The following is a 19,416-nucleotide window of genomic DNA, read 5'->3' as shown; positions in this document are numbered from 1 at the left end:
TCTACTTATCCGAGTAAATTAGTCAAGTATTGATCAATGCTCTCGTGTTGAGCGGAAACGCACTTGTGGCCATTTTTCTTCTGCCATCATCAAATTTACACGTGTGGGCGCCAAATACGTTAAATGCCCTCCACCATCAATGGCTAAGTTATCACGGCATTTGTGTTTAAATTCTTCGAATTTTTTCGTATCATTACACTCAACCCAACGGGCTGTGTTGACGTTTACGGCTTCGTAAATACACTCTACTTTGTACTCGTCCTTCAAACGATAAGCGACCACTTCGTATTGCAATTGTCCAACCGCCCCAACAATTAGCTCATTATTCCGCTGCGGCATAAACAACTGAGTCGAACCTTCCTCGGACAATTGCTGTAGACCTTTTTGCAGCGCTTTCATTTTCATGGGGTCTTTTAAGCGCACACGACGGAAAAGCTCAGGGGCAAAATGCGGAATACCGGTGAATTTTAGATCTTCACCTTCAGTAAAGGTATCACCAATCTGTATCGTGCCGTGGTTGTGCAATCCAATAATATCGCCAGAAAACGCTTCTTCAACCCCTTCACGATCACCCGCCGTAAAAGACACCGCATCGGTAACTTTAATGTCTTTACCAAGGCGACAATGGCGCATCTTCATACCGCGCTTGTAAGAACCCGAACACACCCGCATGAAGGCAATACGGTCACGGTGTTTAGGGTCCATATTGGCTTGAATCTTAAAAATAAAACCAGAAAATTTCTCTTCTAATGCCGACACGTTACGACCATTGGTTTCACGATCGATCGGCGATGGCGCCCACTCAACAAAGCCGTCCAGCATTTCACGCACACCAAAGTTAGACAACGCAGTACCGAAAAACACTGGCGTCAACTCACCGGCTATATAAGCGTCTTGGTTAAACTCATGGCTTGCGCCACGCACCAATTCGATTTCATCCAGGTACGCTTCCCATTCATCCCCTAACAGCGCCTTGGCCTCCTCTGAATGCAAACCTTCAATACGAATATCATCGGTCAAAGTATGGCCCCGACCACGCACAAAAATATGAATCGTATCGGTGTAAAGGTTATAGACCCCTTTAAAAAAGGTACTCATGCCAATAGGCCAAGTAATCGGCGCGGCAGCGATTTTCAATACCGCCTCGACTTCGTCTAACAACTCAATAGGATCACGAATGTCTCGGTCCATTTTATTAATAAACGTCAGAATCGGCGTATCACGTAAGCGACACACGTCCATCAACTTAATCGTACGATCCTCAACCCCTTTCGCGCCGTCAATGATCATCAGCACCGAGTCAACGGCAGTCAGCGTACGGTAGGTATCTTCGGAGAAATCTTCGTGCCCTGGTGTATCCAACAAATTAACCATACGATCTTTATAAGGAAACTGCATCACAGAAGAGGTTATCGAAATCCCACGCTGCTGCTCCATCGCCATCCAGTCCGACGTCGCGTGCTTATCGCCCTTACGCCCTTTCACAGAACCCGCGGTTTGGATCAACTGCCCGAGTAACAATAGCTTTTCGGTGATGGTCGTTTTTCCGGCGTCGGGATGCGAGATGATAGCAAAGGTCCTTCGCTTATTGATTTCATTAAGAAAATCTTGGTTTGCCATGTATAAATTCTTTTAGTTTGTACACGGATTTGTACACACTTTTGGAAGTACTCTCTTTTCAGTTCTTCGCTTGTCAAATCCGTCGTGTTAATCGTAATTGGCCGCTATTTTCGCTGATCTTGACTTTATAAACAATCAATGGTTATCTAATCGGTTACCATTTACTCTCAGCGTGCGCCAATGCTCAGTTGTAGCTGTTTGCAATCTTTGCCTCTTCAGCTCATGAAAAACTGTGGCTAAACCATAAATTCCTTCGCTACCAAAAATCGATGATAGCTTGTTTAACAACGCCAATAATTGAGCATTTGCCGTTGATCGGTATTGCTGGATATTGTGGATTGAGAGGCTTCAAATATTTTTGCTCACCATCCAAGACTAATTGTTTAAAGGTTGCTTCTCTTGAATCATCAAGCCGCGCTACAACCAATGAACCAGATGAGTAAGGAGCATCAGGATCTACAACTATAACTGCACCTTCTGGTATTGATTTTTTGCCGCTTGGATTTTCCATACTGTCGCCTTTTACGCGAAGTGCGAAACAACCCTCATGTGCTTTCCCAGTGACTTCACGCCACTCCTCAGCATCTTCATGGGCAAATCCCTCCGCTATTTCAGTCCAATCACCGGCCTGAACCCAGTTAATGAGAGGAATTATTCCCTTAATATCAGGCCCGACTTCTACATTACCGACCCCCAAGCCAATCTCGCCATCACCTGTGGCGAGCCAATGAGCATTCACGCGAAGCGCCTCCGCGATCTGCATAGTGTAACGAGACCTAGCCGATTTACCAGAGCAAATCTGGCTGATCGACTGCTGTTTGATACCAATGCGACGAGCCAACTCAGACTGAGTCACCCCAGTAAGCTGCAAGGCATGGTTTAGTCGTTCGGATAAAGTTTTCATAAGCCCGCATTCTACAAATAAAACTGTAGTCTTTCAACAATTTTAACTGTTGACTTATCTACAGTTTAAACTGTAATATTCAATCTTGTAACAGTTATTATTGTAACAGGAGACGGTATGGAAGTGTTCAACACGACACAAAAACATCTCCGCCGTGCCATTGACTTGGTCGGCGGGCAATCAGCATTAGCACGAGCCATCAACTCAAAACAGCAAAACGTTTGGTTTTGGTTGAATAAATCAGGGCGTGTTCCCGCTGAATTCGTTTTACCCATCGAACAAGCTACGCAAGGACAGGTAACCCGAGCCCAGTTAAGACCGGACATCTATCCCGAATGCCCAAGCGAGCTGAAAGCCAGTAACCAGTAGGATTAAGGGCAAATAATGGTCAGCATTTTACGTAAACACAAAAGCGAGTTCCTCCATGCGTGATTATGGCAAGGTCTATACCCGCTTTTGGCTAAAGCAAAACGTTTTGTCCTGGAGTGACTCAGCGAAGTTGCTAGGACTGTATTTGCTTACATGCCCACATTGTAATTTGCTTGGCTGCTTTCGATTGCCGATTGGTTACGTGGCTTCTGACTTGAACTGGGATGAGCAACATGTTACCAAGGCTCTAAATGAGTTAGAACAAGATCAGTTCCTCATTCGTTGCGAGGAATCCGGCTGGACTTTGATTCGAAGCTTTCTGAAGCACAACCCAATCGAAAACCCAAACCAAGGTAAAGCAGCCTTTCGGTTGCTTAAAGATGTACCTGCCGACTTCATAGGTATGGCCTCGCTTTTGAAATCTCTCGCCGCTTTTCAAGCTCGGCTTCCAGAAGAATTTTCATCATTGTTTATGCCTGATGGCAGCCCAGTTAGGGACTCTCAACGGTCGGATGACTCTGAGAGAAGCAATAAACTAACAGTTAAAACTATTAATTACATAAAGTTTGAAGACTTCTGGGATGAACAAATACGCAAAGAAAAAAAAGCTAAAGCCAAAGAAGAATGGCTACGCATGGGCCTCAATGAAGACAATGAACTCGCCTTGGAAGTGCTAACACGCTGGAAAGAGCAACGAGACAACCGATTGCAGTATCAAGATCGGACTAAGACCCCTATGCCACATAACTGGCTTTTAAACCGGCAATGGGAAGACGAGTACGTTCGCATTGATGAAGTACAGCAATCATCGACGAGCCTAAAAGGCAGCAATCACCAGTTGAACATTGAAGAAAGCAATCGCCGCATTGCTGAAAGCTGGGCCGGACCAGGTATTCGGGAGGTTCGTTCAAGTGCAGGAGGTTGATAAACGCGAGTTTGCTGAAGTTTGGGGAGCTGCTTGGGCCATGTATGGCAAAAGCGTATCACCACAATTGCTATCCATCGCATTTGAAGCCCTTCGTGCTTATAGCATTGAAGAAGTGCGAATCGGTCTGACTCGGCATATTCAATCACCGGATACTGGGCAATTTTTCCCAAAGCCCGCTGACGTCATCAAGCATATCGATGGCAACTCGGGTTCAAGAGCCATGGTTGCTTGGAACAAAGTTGACAAGGCTGTTCGTCAGGTTGGCGCTTGGACATCCGTGATGTTTGACGATGCGCTTATTCACCGCGTTATTTCAGACATGGGGGGATGGGTTGAACTCTGCAAGGTAGATGACAGGGAATACCCCTTTAAACAAAAAGAGTTTTTAACACGCTACCAGGCTTACTTGTTGCGGGACGAAGTGGGTGAATACCCAAGGCTATTACAAGGTATTGCAGACCATCAGAACCAGCAAAAAGGATTTGATATGCAAGCGCCGGTTGCCGTGGGCGACTGGTCAAAAGCAGCACAAGTTTATACAAGAGGCATCACCGACTTTAGCGCAGTGCCTTTGAAAAGAATAAGCCCGAAAGCCATTCAGGCGCTTCTCGGAAATCAATTAGAGGACAAAAATGAAAACCATTAAAGCAAAAACCGTTGCCCTAGTGATAGCCATGTCCGCAAGCACTTCAGTCTATGCGTTTCCAGGCTATCAGTGGGAAAAAGCAGCACAAAGTGTTGGTATTGATCCAGTCATGCTCTACGCCGTTGCCTTGGCTGAGTCGGCCTCACATCGAGGTCTTAACATGACCAGTCCATGGCCATACGCAATTCGCAATGGTTCAAACGCAACCTACGCCAAATCTAAGACAGAAGCGGAGCAACTGTTAAACCAGGCACTTCAAGAGAGTGAAAAATACCAGCTCGATATTGGCCTAATGCAAATCAATTTGCATTGGCACGGACATCGGGTGAGCTCAGCGGCGGAACTGCTAGACCCCATCAGCAACCTTACCGTCGGCTCAAGTATTTTGGCCGAAGCAATCAAGTCTTCACCAAACGATTTAGAGCTTGGCATAGGCCGCTATCACAGTTGGAACGAAGAGCGTGCACGCTGGTATGGACAAAGAGTGCTTTCTATTTATCGAAATATTTTACATGAACTGGAGGTCCTTCAATGACAACCAATCAACAAGACTTCTATCAATTAAATTTGGCGTACCTACACGCAGCACGAGAATTAGCGCGAATTGATCCTCAAGAGGCTGTCTTGCGCTTTGGACTTACACGCGATGTGGTTGATGCACTGATTAATGCTGGTGTTGACGACCTGCAACGAGTGGCGACCTCATCATTCATGCTGTTTCAACCCAGGGGTAACCAAAGCCAACTGATTGAGATGGTGAAGAGCAAAGGTACAGGTATCCCAAGAATCGCTTATTTATTATCAACCCTAAACAACAAGGGGGATGCATGATTGATAACCTGTCCAAAAGTGAGCTGTTTACCCGAGCCTCACTGCTTATTAAATACGGATTTCGAACAACCATTATCGCGCTCGATACTGGTTTGCCAATCCACATTATCAGAAGGCTTTACAAAGAAGTGACTGGCAAGTCACCTTGTCCTGGTCAATTGCCAGAATCTGATGCTATCGTTAAAAGCAGAAGAGCATTAGTTGAAGGCTCTCTGCTGATGGCTCTTTATGTCAATATTGGTGGTGACAATGTTTACAAGCAATTAAATATTGATACTTTGATGAAGGCTTACGATGCGTACCTGGTTGCCAGGGAAGAAGCAGATCTTCCAGCTGAGCTCCCCTGGAAAAAACTGACCATCAATGAAGGTTGGGTTCTAGCTCGTGATTTAAGATCACAGCTGGCATCCTTACACCGGTGTCGATGCGGCAGTCTGTATTTGACGGTATCACAACAGCGCATTCAGCTTAAATGTCCTGTGTGTGAGATTATGGCCGAGCAAACCACTAGAGCACTTTTTGAAAACTAACATGCTGATGCATGATTTGATTGTGCACCTCCCGTGCACTTTGAGAGTACTAAGATGACAAACTTACTTAAATCTTTACCAGCACGCTGCTGGGTTATATCACTGGGGCTTTTTCTAGCGACTCTGGCAGCGGCTCATTTTTTTCCATCAGAAATATTTACGGCATCTGCCAAGTTAGCGGCTTTGCCATTTCTGATTTGCACCATCGTTTTTTTCAGCTACTTGGGATTCAAAGCAACTGCTAGTCCTATCGGCCTTATAACCATCACCACTATGTTTTTAGCAATCGCATATTGGCAAGCGAGTTGGGCAATTTTATGTGTCGGTTTAGCTTTCTTAGGCTTAAGCGGACTAATCCATTTATTTCAAAGACAACTGAAAGATACCGGTCGAGAACTAAGCCTGAGCGAAAAAAAATATTGGTACTGGGTAAACGAATTTGCAGACGGTCGCTCATCTATCCTCCCCAAAAGGCCAAAAAAATAGCCAGCCCATCACAAGCTGGCTACCTTCTGTTTTTAGTTCCTTCCTGAAGCCTGGTTATAGGCCCTAATATCGATCAAGTTGTTCTGAGCATAATCTCCAGCAAGGGATGCATTTGAGATCACTGCAATCTGCTTATCCACAAATGCTTTATCTTCTTCGGACACACTGTCGGGGATGTAAGCACCGCTCTCATCTTTTTGACGATACTCATTTAGCATTTGCTCCCTTAGACCAAGCATTTCAGGCGACCAACTCGATGAATCTTCAGAGTTGAAAACGCGCCCCGCCAAACCTTCATTGAAAGCTTGAGCTAACACTTGACTTTGAATCGGGGTCAATCCCATTCTCTGCCCTTCGCTGTATGCTTCCTGTTTAAAATCATAGGCATACTGTTCTAAGAACTCACCATATCGATTGTTAACTGCCGCACCGAATGCCCCAGCCAACATGGCTTCAGACTTAGTACCCCAGTTTACTTCGGAGGCATACTGCGAACTCGATCCACTGTATGCATCATTAAACGCCGTCAAAGGATTCTCCAAAGAGGTTCCGGCGTCAACGGCTGCTTTTAAGCCATCCCAGGTTGATTTACTGGCCAGCGTTGCATTGTGCAAGAAACCTCGTGAGCCAGCATCTTCAAGCGCTTGTTCTTTGTAACTCTCATAGTCTTCGCCAAAGTGATTCAAGGTATGCAGTGCTGCATCAGTATGCTTGCCACTGAAATCACCAATAGCACTGGCGCTGTTGAAGAACATTTCAGCACCAGAAACTCCGCTATCATCAGCCATAATGCGTGCTCGCCACTGAGACCCAGCTTCACTGTTTAGTCCAGATTGATAGGTACTTGTGTCAGAAACTACGGCCTGTTGGGCTTGTTGTTGATGCGCATTTAGTTGTCCATCAACACCAGATAAATTAGTTAGGTAAGCTGATTGAGCTGCGTTGAACTGAGTTCGAACAGTTGCAGCATCCTCGTAGCCGTCCAATACACCCGATTCCACTTGGCTTTGAGTGCCACCAAAAGTAGGTGCAGCTGATGACAAGCCTTCATTAGAGCGCGGTTGAATTGATCGTAAATCGGCTCCGGTAGCCATGGCCATAACAGTCATTGCTGCTTGATAATCATTGTCGCGTTCAGCGGGCGTCGATGAGTTGCTATAGGTTAAAGACTCCATAGCTGCGGCCACATACGCCTGATTATCATCAGGTAGCAAGCGCTGATACATTGGAAGGTTTTCACGTAATCGGTTACCTGCTTCAACATGCTGGTTCATATAGCGACCTAAATAATCCATGACATCAGGATTATCCGCTGCTAATCGAGTTAACGTCGCACCATCCGTGTTCCTTTGTCCTGATAGACTGTAGCTGGCCTGATCAAGCTCACTAAAGCGGTTTGATGCCGTGATAACGTCTTGTGCTGAACTCTGAAGTGACTGATAGTCTTGGTTAGACAACGACATTTCAACGCCAGAACGTCTTGAATCTGAAAGGTCCTTAACCATGGCATCGCGAAACTCAGCACGTCGTGAATCACTCGATGCCAAGCTTTGCATCTCCCCAGTGAGCGTATTTGCGGTCGTAGATCGAGAACTGCCTTCTGACGACTCAACTTGGCCACTAAAGTTTCCACCTAAATCCAAGCCTGCTCGTAACCGTGATATCTTTGGCACTCTTGAGGATTCGGGATTATCGACTCCAGGCAAGTTACCTTGTCGGGAGTCATTCCCCCCTGTACCAAGTAATCTTCCCAAGAACCCTTTATCTGCTACTTCTTTATCATCGGTATTTGTAATGGTTCCATCTCCACCGACCCTTAGGCCTCCCGATAACACGCCAGATACTAAGCCACGTACAGCGTCTTTTTTATCGTCTCCGAAACCATACCGAGTTTGAAGGTCATCAGTGACCTGATTAACAACGGCGCTAGATGAGGAATTAGAAGAACTGATCTGACGTCCAACCGAAGACAGGTTGTCGTAACTTAGCTTTTCACCAAAGGTTCGACTCATGGTATTGCCAACCTGACGGCTAAAGGCTTGAGTTGCCTGAGTCATGGATTCTTTTGCAGAGCCGACCATTGAACCCACTGCGTTTCCAACAGAGAAACTGCTTAGTAGGTTTGACGCGCCGGTCATAGCAGAACCAGTGAGGGCTGAATTTTGGAACATTGACTGTGATTGCATTACCGGGGCATTTTTCGCGGCATCTGGACTTGCCATCTTTTCATCAATGGCATCACCGTTTTGAAGACGTCCAGCCAAGTGGGTAGCGGTTATTGCTGAGCCATACACGAGCATGAGCGAAATCGCCGGAACACTCGACGCCAACATGCCGCCAGTAGCTATCCAGGTTTGCAGCACTGAATCCATCTGCATCATCCCAGCAAAAGATGGCACTTCTGTACCTGCAAAGGCATCAAGAGCCGACATTTTCCCTGCAACGGTTAAATGAATATACAGGTTAATGATGGCCATGACAGGCATCCAAAGTTGAATCCAAAGCAGAATTAACAAGTACTTCCCGGCCATTCGCATCCCGATTTGGCCAAGGGCTATCACAAAGGCCATCAAAGGGGTGATGGCGTAAATGAACCCCTCAAAAAACGTCATCATCGGACGAACGATACTTTGGAACAGGGTCTGCTCCGCCGCCCATTGCGTATTGCGCTGCTCAATCGCTTGATTAACCATAACGGCTGCGGTGAAAGCTTGATCATCCATATATTTGCCCGTCACGCTTTGCTCATAAATAGGCAAAAGCACCGACGCGGTCATGTACTCTTGGGTGTTTACTGAAGCCAAACCAAGGTTATTCAGTGCATTTCGGATCACGTCATCAGTGTCCGTTGCTGACGAAGTCCCCAATGAGGCTGACAGAACCTGTTTAAGCCTTGGAATGAAGGTTGATTCTGTCATGAGTTTCAGTTGGCTATAGGCATCGGTGCAGTCCAGATCGCTACGGCTACCACTGAGCATGATTCGAGTGCCATAAATGCGCGAATCAAACCTAATCGCAGTCATCGGGTTAGGATCACTCAGCACCTGATCGAGGTTCTTTTGGCCAATGTCGATACCAATCAAGGTGCACTCTTTGATGTAGTTAAACCACGATTGCTCGATGTCCGAGCCGCCGACACGATTTGCATCACCCAACCCAGAGCGATCCATCACCTGTTTTCTCACTTTAATCAGTGACTGTAAACTGGATGCAAAGCCGTATTCCGTCATCGCGGGAGTTGAGAAGGCGGCTTCAAACAATCGCGTGATTTGAAAGCCAACAGTCGAAATCGTACTGCCTGCGGCAGCAACACCGATGGGCACATTATCAACCACTCGAACTTGTCCCGTGTACGCATCCTCAATGCTCACTCGGGTACTGGGTCCAAACATAGTTGCAAAGACTAGCCATGAGACTAAAACGTGTTGAAAGTTAATCCCACGACCGCCTTGCATTAAGGCCTGGACAGAGACCATCAATACCCCAATGAGCAAGCCAATCCGAACCATTGAAGTAAATGCGTAATACCATGATGCCGATCGCTCAATACCATTCAAGCCGATCACTTTTTTGTCTGTCAGTAGACCTCAGTAAAATCTAACTTGAGTGATCGGCATCAGTCAAGAAATTTAGTTTTTTTCGCATCGACTCGCCTTTTAATTTCAACTTTATCGCCCCGTGCACAAGCCTATCTAGAATCGCATCCGCGTGTGTCGATTCTCCGATCATTTCATACCAATTTTCTATCGGTAATTGACTCGCTATTAAGGTCGATTTTGTATCATATCTTGCATCAATTAATTCCAGTAAATCACTCCGTTGTTGAGCCGTTAATGGCTCTAATCCCCAATCATCTAAGATCAGTAAATTGGCAGAGCTAAGCTTGTTGATCAGTTTTCGATAACTACCATCGGCTTGCGCTAGAAACATCTTTTCTAATAGCTCTTTGAGCCTAAAATAATAAACGCTACTCCCTTGTTGGCAGTGGTTTTGACCAAGCGCGCAAGCGAGGTAAGTTTTGCCACAACCTGTTGCTCCTGTGATCAAGATGTTTTGGTGAAGACGAAGCCATTCACCTTGTGCTAATGAACGGATCTGAGCTTTATCGAGTTGTCGTGCTGCGCCATAGTTGAGTTGGGCAAGTGTGCCGCCAACTCTGAACTTTGCTTGTCGCGTTAGGCGATCTATTTTACGCTGATCACGCTGCGTTATTTCATGTTCAAGCAATAAACTTAGCCGCTCTTCGAAGCTTTGTTCAACGTATAAATTGGGTTGCTCGTATTGCTGCAATAGCGCATCACGTATGCCGCTTAGCTTTAAATTACTTAACTGATTATTAACTTGTTGATTGATATTTTGCATAAGTCTTCCTATGGTTTGTTAATTTTTATTAATGGTAATAGTGGTTGCCACGGATATTTTTATGATCAATATCTTGTAGTAAATCACCTTGAGCTTGTGGCAAGGGTTGTTTATCCAAGCCTTTTTCTAAGATAGTCTTTACTTGTTTAACGCGAGTAACACCTGTGGTTAATGCGCGATGACAGGCGGCTTCAAGACGTTGATCACTAAACTTTTTACCTAGGCTTAATAACCCCATACAAGCACGGTAGCTTTGCTCTGGATGTTTTTTAGCTTGCATCAATTGCATAACAAACTGCTCAGTTGATGTGCCAAATTTACTCGCCCAGCGTTCGAACCGCTGTGGTGCCCATTGTTGCTGCTTTTGATGAGCGATAGGCATATGCAGATCAAGCGTGGTGTGCGCACCTTCTCGGTATGATCTGGGGTGAACAGCGACTTGTATGCCTTGATGGTAGAGTGTCACCAACTTCCCGGAGGCATGGGCTTCAAGCTTTTGTTTAATTAAGGTATGTGGCACTGAGTAGTAGTGCTTTTCAATTTCCACATGATAATCAATATGCACGCTCACCTGTTTTACTAAGGTATAGCTGTAAGGCTGTGTAGGCAGTGGTTTGAGTGCAGGTCTGTCGATAGCATCAAACTGACTGAGCCGTGAGCCAGGATGCTTTTTCATTTTACGTTGATTTAAATCGACCAGTAATGCTTGTATTTTCAGGTTCAATTGACGCAAGCTAAAGAAGGTTTCATTGCGAAGGCGCGCCATTATCCAACGTTCAACAATTTGCACACCCACTTCAGCCTTAGCCTTATCCTTTGGTTTATAGGGTCTAGCGGGCACAATGACCGTATCGTAATGTGTCGCTAGTTGTTGGTAGGTTGGATTTAAGTCAGGCTCATATCGACACGGTTTGGTGACGGCACTTTTAAGGTTGTCAGGAATTATTAGCTCAGGAACACCGCCAAGAAACTCAAAACAACGGGCGTGACTCATCACCCAATCTTCGAGTTTCTGGCTGTAAGTCGCTTCGGCATAGGTATAATTTGATGCACCCATGACCGCAACGAACACTTGTGCAGTACGACATTCGCCTGTACTTGTATCAACAATACTCATGGTTGGGCCACAGTAATCCACAAACAGTTTTTCACCTGCTTTATGATTTTGTCGCATGGAGGGTTTTTGGCATTTAAGCCATGCCTTGTACTGACGGCAGAAGTGAGTGTAACTGTAAAAACCTTCCGCGTGCCGCTCTTTGTATTCTTCCCAAAGCAGCAACAACGTCATGGTTTTAGGCCGAAGCTCTTGCTGAACTAACGACCAGTCAGGAATGGTAAAGCCCTTTAATCGAGGCTTTGTTTTGAAGAACGCTTGTTGCAGAGCGTGATCATCCCACTTCTCATCAAGCGGCCAGTAAGTAATATCTAACTCTGCTGATTTACAGGCATATTTAGACACGATTGAGGGTGAAACAGATAAGCTTGTTGCTATCTGACGATGACTGAGTTTACAGCTGTATTTTAGTCTTAAAATCTCTTTAAGTTTACGCATTGAAATAGGTGCCGTTGGCATGGTCATTCTCATCATCAAAAATGAAAAGAATAACGGTTAAAAACACCTACTGGCTAGACAAAAACGTGTACAAATTGAACGATACCATTCAAGCCGATCACTCAATACCATTTTGACCGAAAAGTGATCGGCATCGATGGTATTGAGTGATCTTGATGGATGGTATTAGGTGATCGGCTTAGATAGTATTAGGTGATCGCGATGCATGAGAATACGCAGTAAAGTCGCCTGTACCAGTGATCATCGCGACAGCGTTCAGGACCTGCTCTAAAAAAGCCGAATCCCCGATGGAATAGATTTCCCACATGACCTATTCCCCCAGCGCCGTAGATTTAACGGTGTAATAACGCTGCTTGCGAATGGTCAGAATCACCTGATTAAAATGCGCCAGCAACTCTTGCTCTGAGCCGTATCTTCGCTGCAAAGCAGCGTACTCCTCATTAATTTGGCGACGTGCACGTTCAAGGTCTTCCGTTAATAACTTCGCATAGGCATGATCTTCCACACCGGAGGTACTTCTAGCTGCATAGAGCATGTCTTCAACCAATGCTCGGGCCATCTCAACAGCAATAAATGGTGCCGCTCTTGAAGCAAACGATCTAGCGGCCCCTTCATTTAATACAGAAAGTGTTCGAATCATGCCGCCAATACTCGCAGGAGCCGAGGTCATAAAAGCCTTTTCGGTGGTGCTAGCAGCCCCTGTATTTCGAGCAAATTTAAAAATAATGCCGTTACTAGAACCTGTACCTAGAAGCAAATTTTCTACCTGAGTTGATAACCCGGTAAGAGTCACGATAGTGATTGTTGGGTTCAGACAACCGTCTTGCGTCACTGTGTCACATCGGTACATAGCGACGTTGCCGCCATGAATTAAATGCTCAATAGTCACTTTATTGCCATTCAGCCGGGTCAGTTTTGGGGCTTTACCCTGGCCATCAGCGGCATTAGCTAGATCACCAACAATGATCGAACCCGTCACCGACATAACCGCTTCAAGAAAACGGTCATCCCCCGATGCAAACCAGCTTGATGCCGAATGACGTTTCAATACTCGCCAAACCAAATTACCTTTAATCGTTTTGTTCACATCAGATGCCGCGACACTCGAAGCGTTCTCATATGGGTTCTTACCATTGGATTCACTCCAACTGGTAAAAACGTCTCCAGCCCCTTTAAGTGAGCTCAACATGCTGGCTTCTGTTTGCCCCTTTTTACCAAAGGCAGTCAGGGTATCGTTCACGACTCCCTGAGCCATTTGACAGGAATTGCCAAAATACTCGTTCAACTGCTGGATTTTCTTTTGCAGTGTCTCCATGTGCTGGGAGCATTTCTCACACATAGCACTGAGCGCCAATTGGAATGCGTATCCCTTGGCATTTGCCGCTACAGAGCGAAGTAATTGAACAAACTGATCTGCATTAACAAATGACAAACTTCCAGCGAACATATCAATGCCGCCACAACCTGCTTGGAATGACGGTGGCACCATAGAGACGAGGTTCTCGTTCATGATCCTGTTACGAACAACAACACTTCCTCCAGATATCACGCCACGCCTTTGACTCTCAAATACGCCAGGCGCAGTGGTGTTGGTCATTGAACCAAACAACTGGTTCATCTCCTGTTGCAAGCTTGCTTGGCTCATAGACGAAAAACCAATCGCACAGGCGATTAGCGTTACTCGTAGTACTTTTTTCATCGTTATAACCCACCTTGTGCACGCAGATAGCGAACAAGGAACTCAGGGTCCTGTAATATCTTTTCGTTAAGCTCTTGGGCTGACATCGCGAGTGACACGCCGGGTTGAACAGGTCTGGTGGCATAGTAAGTTTGATCGTCAATCCAACCGGCCTGATGGGCTGCGAGAATGATTCGATTATTGAGCTCATCAAGGCTCATTGCGCCTTGGCCAATCGGAGTAATGACGTTAGGCGGGTCAACTAAGAACATGGCGGGGACAGTCGTAACGGACAAGGATTGTGCTTGTCCTGAATCGACTTTGTAATTAGGAAATTCTCCACCCGGTAAAGGCAAGCCATCGACAGCAATAGCAAACACCTCGAAACCGTAGTTCAAAGCCATTGATTCGATGATAGGCGCTTGAGCTTGGCAGTAAGGGCAATCCGAACGATAGAAAAAGAACAAACCAGCCTGTTTTGCTACTTCACTTAAAGCAAAATCCCGTTGGGCGCCAGCTTCTCTGTCCATCCGATTGGCAGCGTAGGTCGCCAAGGGTCTGCGACTGATTTCATCCAAAACAGGATCACCCATGACCACTTGCTGACTAACATCAGCAAATAGTGAGCCCTTATCCATCATGACGCGCTGAAGATACTGATACGCTCTGACATTCTCACTCGTTGGCTCATCAATTGCCTTGTCCATAAACGATTGCATATGCACTCGGAACCATGCCGCACTGAAGGGCTTTAGTTCGCTCTGACTGGACTCCACTACACCAGATTCAGGCTCTGTAAGCTCATCAGGCTGTTCAGGTTCGGGAATGACCTGATACCAAAACCAACCTTCCTGACTACGCTGATAGAATGGCCCCTCACTGGCATGGGCGGGCAAGATGAATAGAAAGAAAATAATGATTGGGATGGTCACCCATAGGATGAACCAAGGTAACAAAGGGGTTCTCATTGTCAGCTCCAGAAAATTTCATAGAGCTAACATCCTAAAGATCCCCGTAAGTGCGATTGGCCAGATAGATGAAGGAATTGTGAGTGTTTCTGACTAGTGAGATATTACTAGCATAATATACAAACCTTATCTGCCCTTGGCTAGAAGAAATCAACCTAACTGGACTTCCCATAGCTTGATAGACATTAAAATAGATAAAAAACAACTACGCCAAATTGGTCTTAATTCTCTAATTAATGTACTTTTAAAACTGTTAAAAATCTATAACTGCGGCTATAACAGATATTTCAACTAATAATTCTGGACGAGCCATTTTAGCTTGTACACATGCCCTTGCGGGGGGGGCTTCCTGTGGCACCCATTTATCCCAAACATCATTCATTTCTTCAAATAAGGCCATATTTTTTATGAAAATAGTAGCACTTAATAAATGATATTTATCACTTCCTGCGTCTTCAAGTAAATCTTCTACTTTTTCTAGCATTGAAATTGTTTGATTTGTAATTCCTTCATTGGCATCTTTACATACCTGCCCACATAAATAAACTGTACCGTTGTGTGTGACACTGGCACTCATCCTTTGGGTTATTTGTTTACGATTAATTGACATAGGGTTACCTCATAAAGTTATTTAAACTACTCTTTCGAATAAGTTTAATTTTTGGGTTAATTTCCTCTTACCAGAGTTCAGTTATTTAAACTAAACCTCTTAAAATTATCTAAGCGTTTTTAGCTATGAAATAAAAGTATTTATTCACATAAACTGAGTGATTCTACTTTCAGATTATTAGTATGTTTTTCGATCCAATCATGCAGCAAATCTTCTGTGATAGGCTTACTAAAATAATAGCCTTGTCCAATAGTACAGCCTAGATCTATCAATTTATTCAAAACAACCGAGCTTTCAATGCCTTTAGCTGTCACTTGAACATTTAATTTTTTTGCTAAATTTAAAATCAATTCAATAATTGCAAAATGTTTTTTATTTGTGTCGATATCACTAACGAATGACTTATCTATTTTTATCTCACTAAATGAAAAACTATCTAAACGAGAAAAGTTAGAATGACACTTACCAAAGTCATCCAAGGAAACTAAAATTCCGTAACCTATGAATTCGTTGAGCACTTTATTAGCCTGATACTGATCAATAATTGTCTGTGATTCTGTTAATTCGAATAAAAGCTTTATATCCATAGAGTCTGAACGTGCTTTAATGGCAAACTCTGAAAAAGCCTTTGACAGTAAATCATTAGGACTTATATTTATCGATAATGAGTATTTTTTTAAAAAAGGGTGCATTTTCCAATGAGTAATCGCTTTATCTAAAACAAGCATAGTTAGTTGGGTATTTAGGCCGACCTTTTCATATAAAGGTACAAATTCCTCAGGGTATATAACTTTATTATCAGTTGAACGCAATCTAGCCAATGCCTCAAAACCAATAATACTCCCAGAAGATAAGTCAATCTTGGGCTGATAATCCAAAAACAAATTTTCTTCATTTAATAGGTCTAAAATATGTTTCTGCTTATAAGCTAATGCTGTTAACGTAGTCTCCTCCTTTGATGTTTTTTTAAAAAGTCCTTAAACAAGATTTTACAGTTTACAGGGAACTGATAAACACCGACGCAATTTAGCTGGAAACCAGAAATGATTGACTTAACTAATTGAAAAGTCCTAAAGTCGGTTACATTAGTGACTGCTAGAGGGATTTTTTTAAATTTACTTATTGCTAAATAATTAATTAACTCTAACCCGTCTCCCTTGTGCAAGTTCAAATCACAAATTACCAAATCAGTGTCTTTTATATTGCAGGCGCTTAGTTGAACAATTGCCTGAGTTACGCTTCCAGCTTCTTTGAAATTAAATTTCCAATCAGGAAAGAAGAAAGTTAATTTTTCTTTTATACTTTCCTTCAAAATTTTTTGAGTCTTTACTAGTAAAATATTCATTTTATTTTCTCTCATATTTTATTCCGTAAAATTTAAATTAATTGCAACTTACACAACCTGTAAATTAAAAAGCTAGCTAAAGCTAAATTGGGTGGGGTTACACTTTAGATATATTTAAATTATTACTTATCATAGCGTTAGGTTTATTCTTAACCCAATTACTAACGCGTTATTTTCCTCAGAGTTAAAAGGGAGGCCACGCAAATATTGAAGGCTCGGAGTTAAAGTTAGGTTTGGTCCAACCGTGGTTTTTAAAAATACTTCCGTAGTAGTTTGATGTTCTAATTGACGCTTAAATAACTCTTTATTTGGCACCCCGAAACCTATCGCAAAGCCGAGTGTTGAGTTTTGAGAATTATTAAGAAAATACCCCGTACCTAAGGTTATATTTCTAGAGAGCAAGCTTGCATCACCCTCACTAATACCGGCTCTAATAAAAGGCAAAAATTGTTGAACCTGATAAGCCAATGAAAAATTATAACCAGAACTATCTTGTTGACTTAGCCTGCTACCTCCGTCTAACTCCCAATATAAAAGGTGTATGTTTTTTGTGTAAAATTCATCTACGCTTTGAACCCAACCTAATTCAATTGACTTAAAAAACTCTCCCTGTATAAGGTTGTCAAATGGCCTGCTAGACAAAGCATTCGCATCTGCAATACTTGCCAACGCATAGTAATTATTATCGAATATATGCTTAATCGATACCCCTAAAGTTCCCTCATCTGGCATGGTCAATGTCCCAGAACCCGTACTAAAGATAAAGTTATTAAATCCAGCCCAAGGATTACCTAAAATGTAGGTGTCTAAGTAATTAGTTGTATCTAAAAAGCCAATATCAATTTCTGTTTTTTCAGTTAAATTGTTATGCCAATACAAATTGGTCAATCTAAATCCGATATCACTGAATTGAGGCTCAATTAAACCAACTGCTCCCACATTATTTATGACAAAATCTTTCGGAGTAACAGTAGTATAAGTGTCTCTGTACTCGACTTTAAACTTTATGATGTCCGTATTTTCAAGCGCATAGTTACCATACAATCGGAAAATACCTGAAGATGAGAATTTACTTTGCTCGGGTATTGTATTTGTTGCTGAGGTCGAATATGAGTAATAATCGGCATCTATATTTTGAAAACCATTACTATTTGTTTCTTTGGCTAAAACTCCAAAAGAAAAAAAGTTAAAAACATAACCTTAATCAGAAATTTAAAATCAATAGTTGAAGTAAACATAATAATATCTCTTATAAATTTGGGTAATTTGGTAATAAATTGAATAAACTAAGGATCATTACCAGTACAATTAAAACGCTATAAAACAAGGTGAACTTAGGGGTGAAGGAATGACCTATTGTTTCAAACGTTGAATCTTTAGCGTTCCCGGCTATTATTTCCCTACTCTTGATTGCCATTAATGCAGGATAAAAGCCACCCCAAATGGCGCCAGCTAATCCAGCAAAGCCAATACCAATTAAAAAGCCATAGGGAAAAAATATTGAGAGAACTAGAGGAGGTAAAATAACCAGAAGTTTAGGATAGATTTCTTGTAGATTATAATGAGTAACACAGAGATCTTTTAAGTAGTCCAGCAGCCCCTTTGCTACACCAATAAAAGAAGTGACAATAGCAACCTGAATAAAAAAATACATCAATGCCTGTACTTTATTATTTTCACTTAGTGTAGAGACAATATTCTCTAACTTACTCTCTCCAGAAGAGAGCGACGTAATCATATAGCTTTGTGATTGCGCCCCCATTATGACAAAAAGCCACACTAAATAGAGTACAGAGACTATTGTGATTCCCAATAGAATACTTTTGTAAACTCTCTTTGCATCATTGTTATAAAGCTCCCTTAACATTGGGATCGTTTGCTGAAAACCCATTGCAGCCATAAAATAAGGGAGTGCAATGAAGATATATGGGAATAAACTGGTGGACTCAGGCCCCGAAGATGCAAAAGCGGGAGTAAACGCATTTTTGATATCGAAATTTAAAGCTAAAACATACGATATACACAAAAACAACAATAGCATCAAAGCAATAAAGACTGTTAAAAATCGACTAATGATTAAAGGCGGTAAGTAAAAAATAACTCCAAACAAAATTGCAAAACATATAGCTGCTAAGGAATGGTTTAAATCAATACTTAACACTTTATTAAAGTAAAATTGTATAGCCTCAGAGCCAACAGTTAGATAAGCGTATAAAAGAATAAAACCATTAAAAAGCATCATGCAATCGTTTAAAAAAGCATGCTTTGGGCCAAGTAAGTCATGTACCATCATGTGAATTCCAGTTCCTGCCGGATACTTCATGTTTACTTCTAGTAACAAAGCTCCTGCTGAAACAAGATAGAATGCAGTTAAAAATATGACTGCAACACTCAGCGTAAACCACATTCCAGTACTTATTATTGGTAGGCTAGTCATTCCGACACCAACAGCTGTACTAAAAACAACGGTGGCACCATAAACAATAGAAACTTTCTTTAGTTCATTCATAAATCCCCCTAATTATTATAAATAATAGCCATTCAGTTAAAGCAGAATGGCTATTAG

General features: G+C 43.0%; 19 protein-coding genes. 7 read left to right on the top strand and 12 right to left on the bottom strand.

From position 1 onward, the window contains the following. Nucleotides 1-33: 33 nt before the first annotated feature. Complete coding sequence (locus FXV75_RS03490) at nucleotides 34-1,620, bottom strand: peptide chain release factor 3 (protein ID WP_148831196.1); 1,587 nt, start codon at nucleotides 1,618-1,620, stop codon at nucleotides 34-36. A 256-nt stretch (nucleotides 1,621-1,876) separates the two neighbouring features. Next, complete coding sequence (locus FXV75_RS03485; protein WP_148831195.1) at nucleotides 1,877-2,524, bottom strand: LexA family protein; 648 nt, start codon at nucleotides 2,522-2,524, stop codon at nucleotides 1,877-1,879. 117 nt (nucleotides 2,525-2,641) lie between these two features. Here FXV75_RS03485 and FXV75_RS03480 point away from each other — a divergent pair, with 117 nt between their 5' ends. Genes FXV75_RS03480 through eexR form a run of 7 tightly spaced genes read left to right on the top strand, consistent with a single transcriptional unit; the run spans nucleotide 2,642 to nucleotide 6,314 of the window. Beyond that, the gene (locus FXV75_RS03480; RefSeq protein ID WP_148831194.1) at nucleotides 2,642-2,893 is read left to right on the top strand and encodes a helix-turn-helix domain-containing protein; all 252 of its coding nucleotides are present in this window, start codon (nucleotides 2,642-2,644) and stop codon (nucleotides 2,891-2,893) included. A gap of 55 nt (nucleotides 2,894-2,948) precedes the next feature. Then, entirely contained in the window at nucleotides 2,949-3,818 is an 870-nt protein-coding gene (locus FXV75_RS03475) for a hypothetical protein (RefSeq protein ID WP_148831193.1), read from the top strand. Next, nucleotides 3,805-4,467 carry a DUF6475 domain-containing protein gene (locus FXV75_RS03470; RefSeq protein WP_148831192.1) on the top strand — a complete coding sequence of 221 codons (663 nt, stop codon included), beginning with the start codon at nucleotides 3,805-3,807 and terminating at the stop codon, nucleotides 4,465-4,467. Before FXV75_RS03475 ends, FXV75_RS03470 begins: the two co-directional genes overlap by 14 nt. Next, complete coding sequence (locus FXV75_RS03465; protein ID WP_148831191.1) at nucleotides 4,454-5,002, top strand: lytic transglycosylase domain-containing protein; 549 nt, start codon at nucleotides 4,454-4,456, stop codon at nucleotides 5,000-5,002. The genes FXV75_RS03470 and FXV75_RS03465 overlap by 14 nt, the downstream gene beginning before the upstream one ends. Then, entirely contained in the window at nucleotides 4,999-5,298 is a 300-nt protein-coding gene (locus tag FXV75_RS03460) for a flagellar transcriptional regulator FlhD (RefSeq protein WP_000210563.1), read from the top strand. Before FXV75_RS03465 ends, FXV75_RS03460 begins: the two co-directional genes overlap by 4 nt. Next, nucleotides 5,295-5,828: a FlhC family transcriptional regulator gene (locus FXV75_RS03455; protein WP_148831190.1), complete on the top strand. Its 534-nt coding sequence runs from the start codon at nucleotides 5,295-5,297 to the stop codon at nucleotides 5,826-5,828. The genes FXV75_RS03460 and FXV75_RS03455 overlap by 4 nt, the downstream gene beginning before the upstream one ends. A gap of 54 nt (nucleotides 5,829-5,882) precedes the next feature. After that, complete coding sequence (eexR, locus tag FXV75_RS03450) at nucleotides 5,883-6,314, top strand: entry exclusion protein EexR (protein WP_148831189.1); 432 nt, start codon at nucleotides 5,883-5,885, stop codon at nucleotides 6,312-6,314. A gap of 32 nt (nucleotides 6,315-6,346) precedes the next feature. Here the strand turns inward: eexR and FXV75_RS03445 are convergent, their stop codons facing one another. The 10 genes from FXV75_RS03445 to FXV75_RS03400 form a co-directional block, all read right to left on the bottom strand. Beyond that, nucleotides 6,347-9,871, bottom strand: a complete 3,525-nt coding sequence (locus FXV75_RS03445) for a conjugal transfer protein TraG N-terminal domain-containing protein (RefSeq protein WP_262368453.1) — start codon at nucleotides 9,869-9,871, stop codon at nucleotides 6,347-6,349. 40 nt (nucleotides 9,872-9,911) lie between these two features. After that, on the bottom strand, nucleotides 9,912-10,676 hold the full coding sequence (gene istB, locus FXV75_RS03440) for an IS21-like element ISShfr5 family helper ATPase IstB (protein ID WP_148831188.1): 765 nt from the start codon (nucleotides 10,674-10,676) through the stop codon (nucleotides 9,912-9,914). A 28-nt stretch (nucleotides 10,677-10,704) separates the two neighbouring features. Next, nucleotides 10,705-12,249: an IS21 family transposase gene (istA, locus tag FXV75_RS03435; protein WP_148831187.1), complete on the bottom strand. Its 1,545-nt coding sequence runs from the start codon at nucleotides 12,247-12,249 to the stop codon at nucleotides 10,705-10,707. 310 nt (nucleotides 12,250-12,559) lie between these two features. Continuing rightward, nucleotides 12,560-13,948 carry a conjugal transfer protein TraH gene (locus FXV75_RS03430; RefSeq protein ID WP_148831186.1) on the bottom strand — a complete coding sequence of 463 codons (1,389 nt, stop codon included), beginning with the start codon at nucleotides 13,946-13,948 and terminating at the stop codon, nucleotides 12,560-12,562. A gap of 2 nt (nucleotides 13,949-13,950) precedes the next feature. Further along, nucleotides 13,951-14,895: a thioredoxin family protein gene (locus FXV75_RS03425; RefSeq protein WP_148831185.1), complete on the bottom strand. Its 945-nt coding sequence runs from the start codon at nucleotides 14,893-14,895 to the stop codon at nucleotides 13,951-13,953. A 253-nt stretch (nucleotides 14,896-15,148) separates the two neighbouring features. Continuing rightward, nucleotides 15,149-15,505 (bottom strand): RidA family protein, encoded by a 357-nt coding sequence (locus FXV75_RS03420; protein WP_148831184.1) that lies wholly within the window; start codon nucleotides 15,503-15,505, stop codon nucleotides 15,149-15,151. Nucleotides 15,506-15,645: 140 nt separating this feature from the next. Further along, complete coding sequence (locus FXV75_RS03415; protein ID WP_148831183.1) at nucleotides 15,646-16,416, bottom strand: EAL domain-containing protein; 771 nt, start codon at nucleotides 16,414-16,416, stop codon at nucleotides 15,646-15,648. A gap of 26 nt (nucleotides 16,417-16,442) precedes the next feature. After that, the gene (locus FXV75_RS03410; protein ID WP_148831182.1) at nucleotides 16,443-16,865 is read right to left on the bottom strand and encodes a response regulator; all 423 of its coding nucleotides are present in this window, start codon (nucleotides 16,863-16,865) and stop codon (nucleotides 16,443-16,445) included. 114 nt (nucleotides 16,866-16,979) lie between these two features. Then, nucleotides 16,980-17,894 carry a carbohydrate porin gene (locus tag FXV75_RS03405; protein ID WP_148831181.1) on the bottom strand — a complete coding sequence of 305 codons (915 nt, stop codon included), beginning with the start codon at nucleotides 17,892-17,894 and terminating at the stop codon, nucleotides 16,980-16,982. Between the two features lie 205 nt (nucleotides 17,895-18,099). After that, entirely contained in the window at nucleotides 18,100-19,359 is a 1,260-nt protein-coding gene (locus tag FXV75_RS03400) for an aromatic amino acid transport family protein (RefSeq protein WP_148831180.1), read from the bottom strand. Between the last annotated feature and the right edge of the window lie 57 nt (nucleotides 19,360-19,416).

It is taken from the genome of Marinomonas sp. IMCC 4694, from assembly GCF_008122525.1.
In the GTDB taxonomy this organism is placed as follows: Bacteria; Pseudomonadota; Gammaproteobacteria; order Pseudomonadales; family Marinomonadaceae; genus Marinomonas.
Note: the sequence above shows the minus strand (reverse complement) of the source record. Positions and strands in the feature narration are given on the sequence as shown.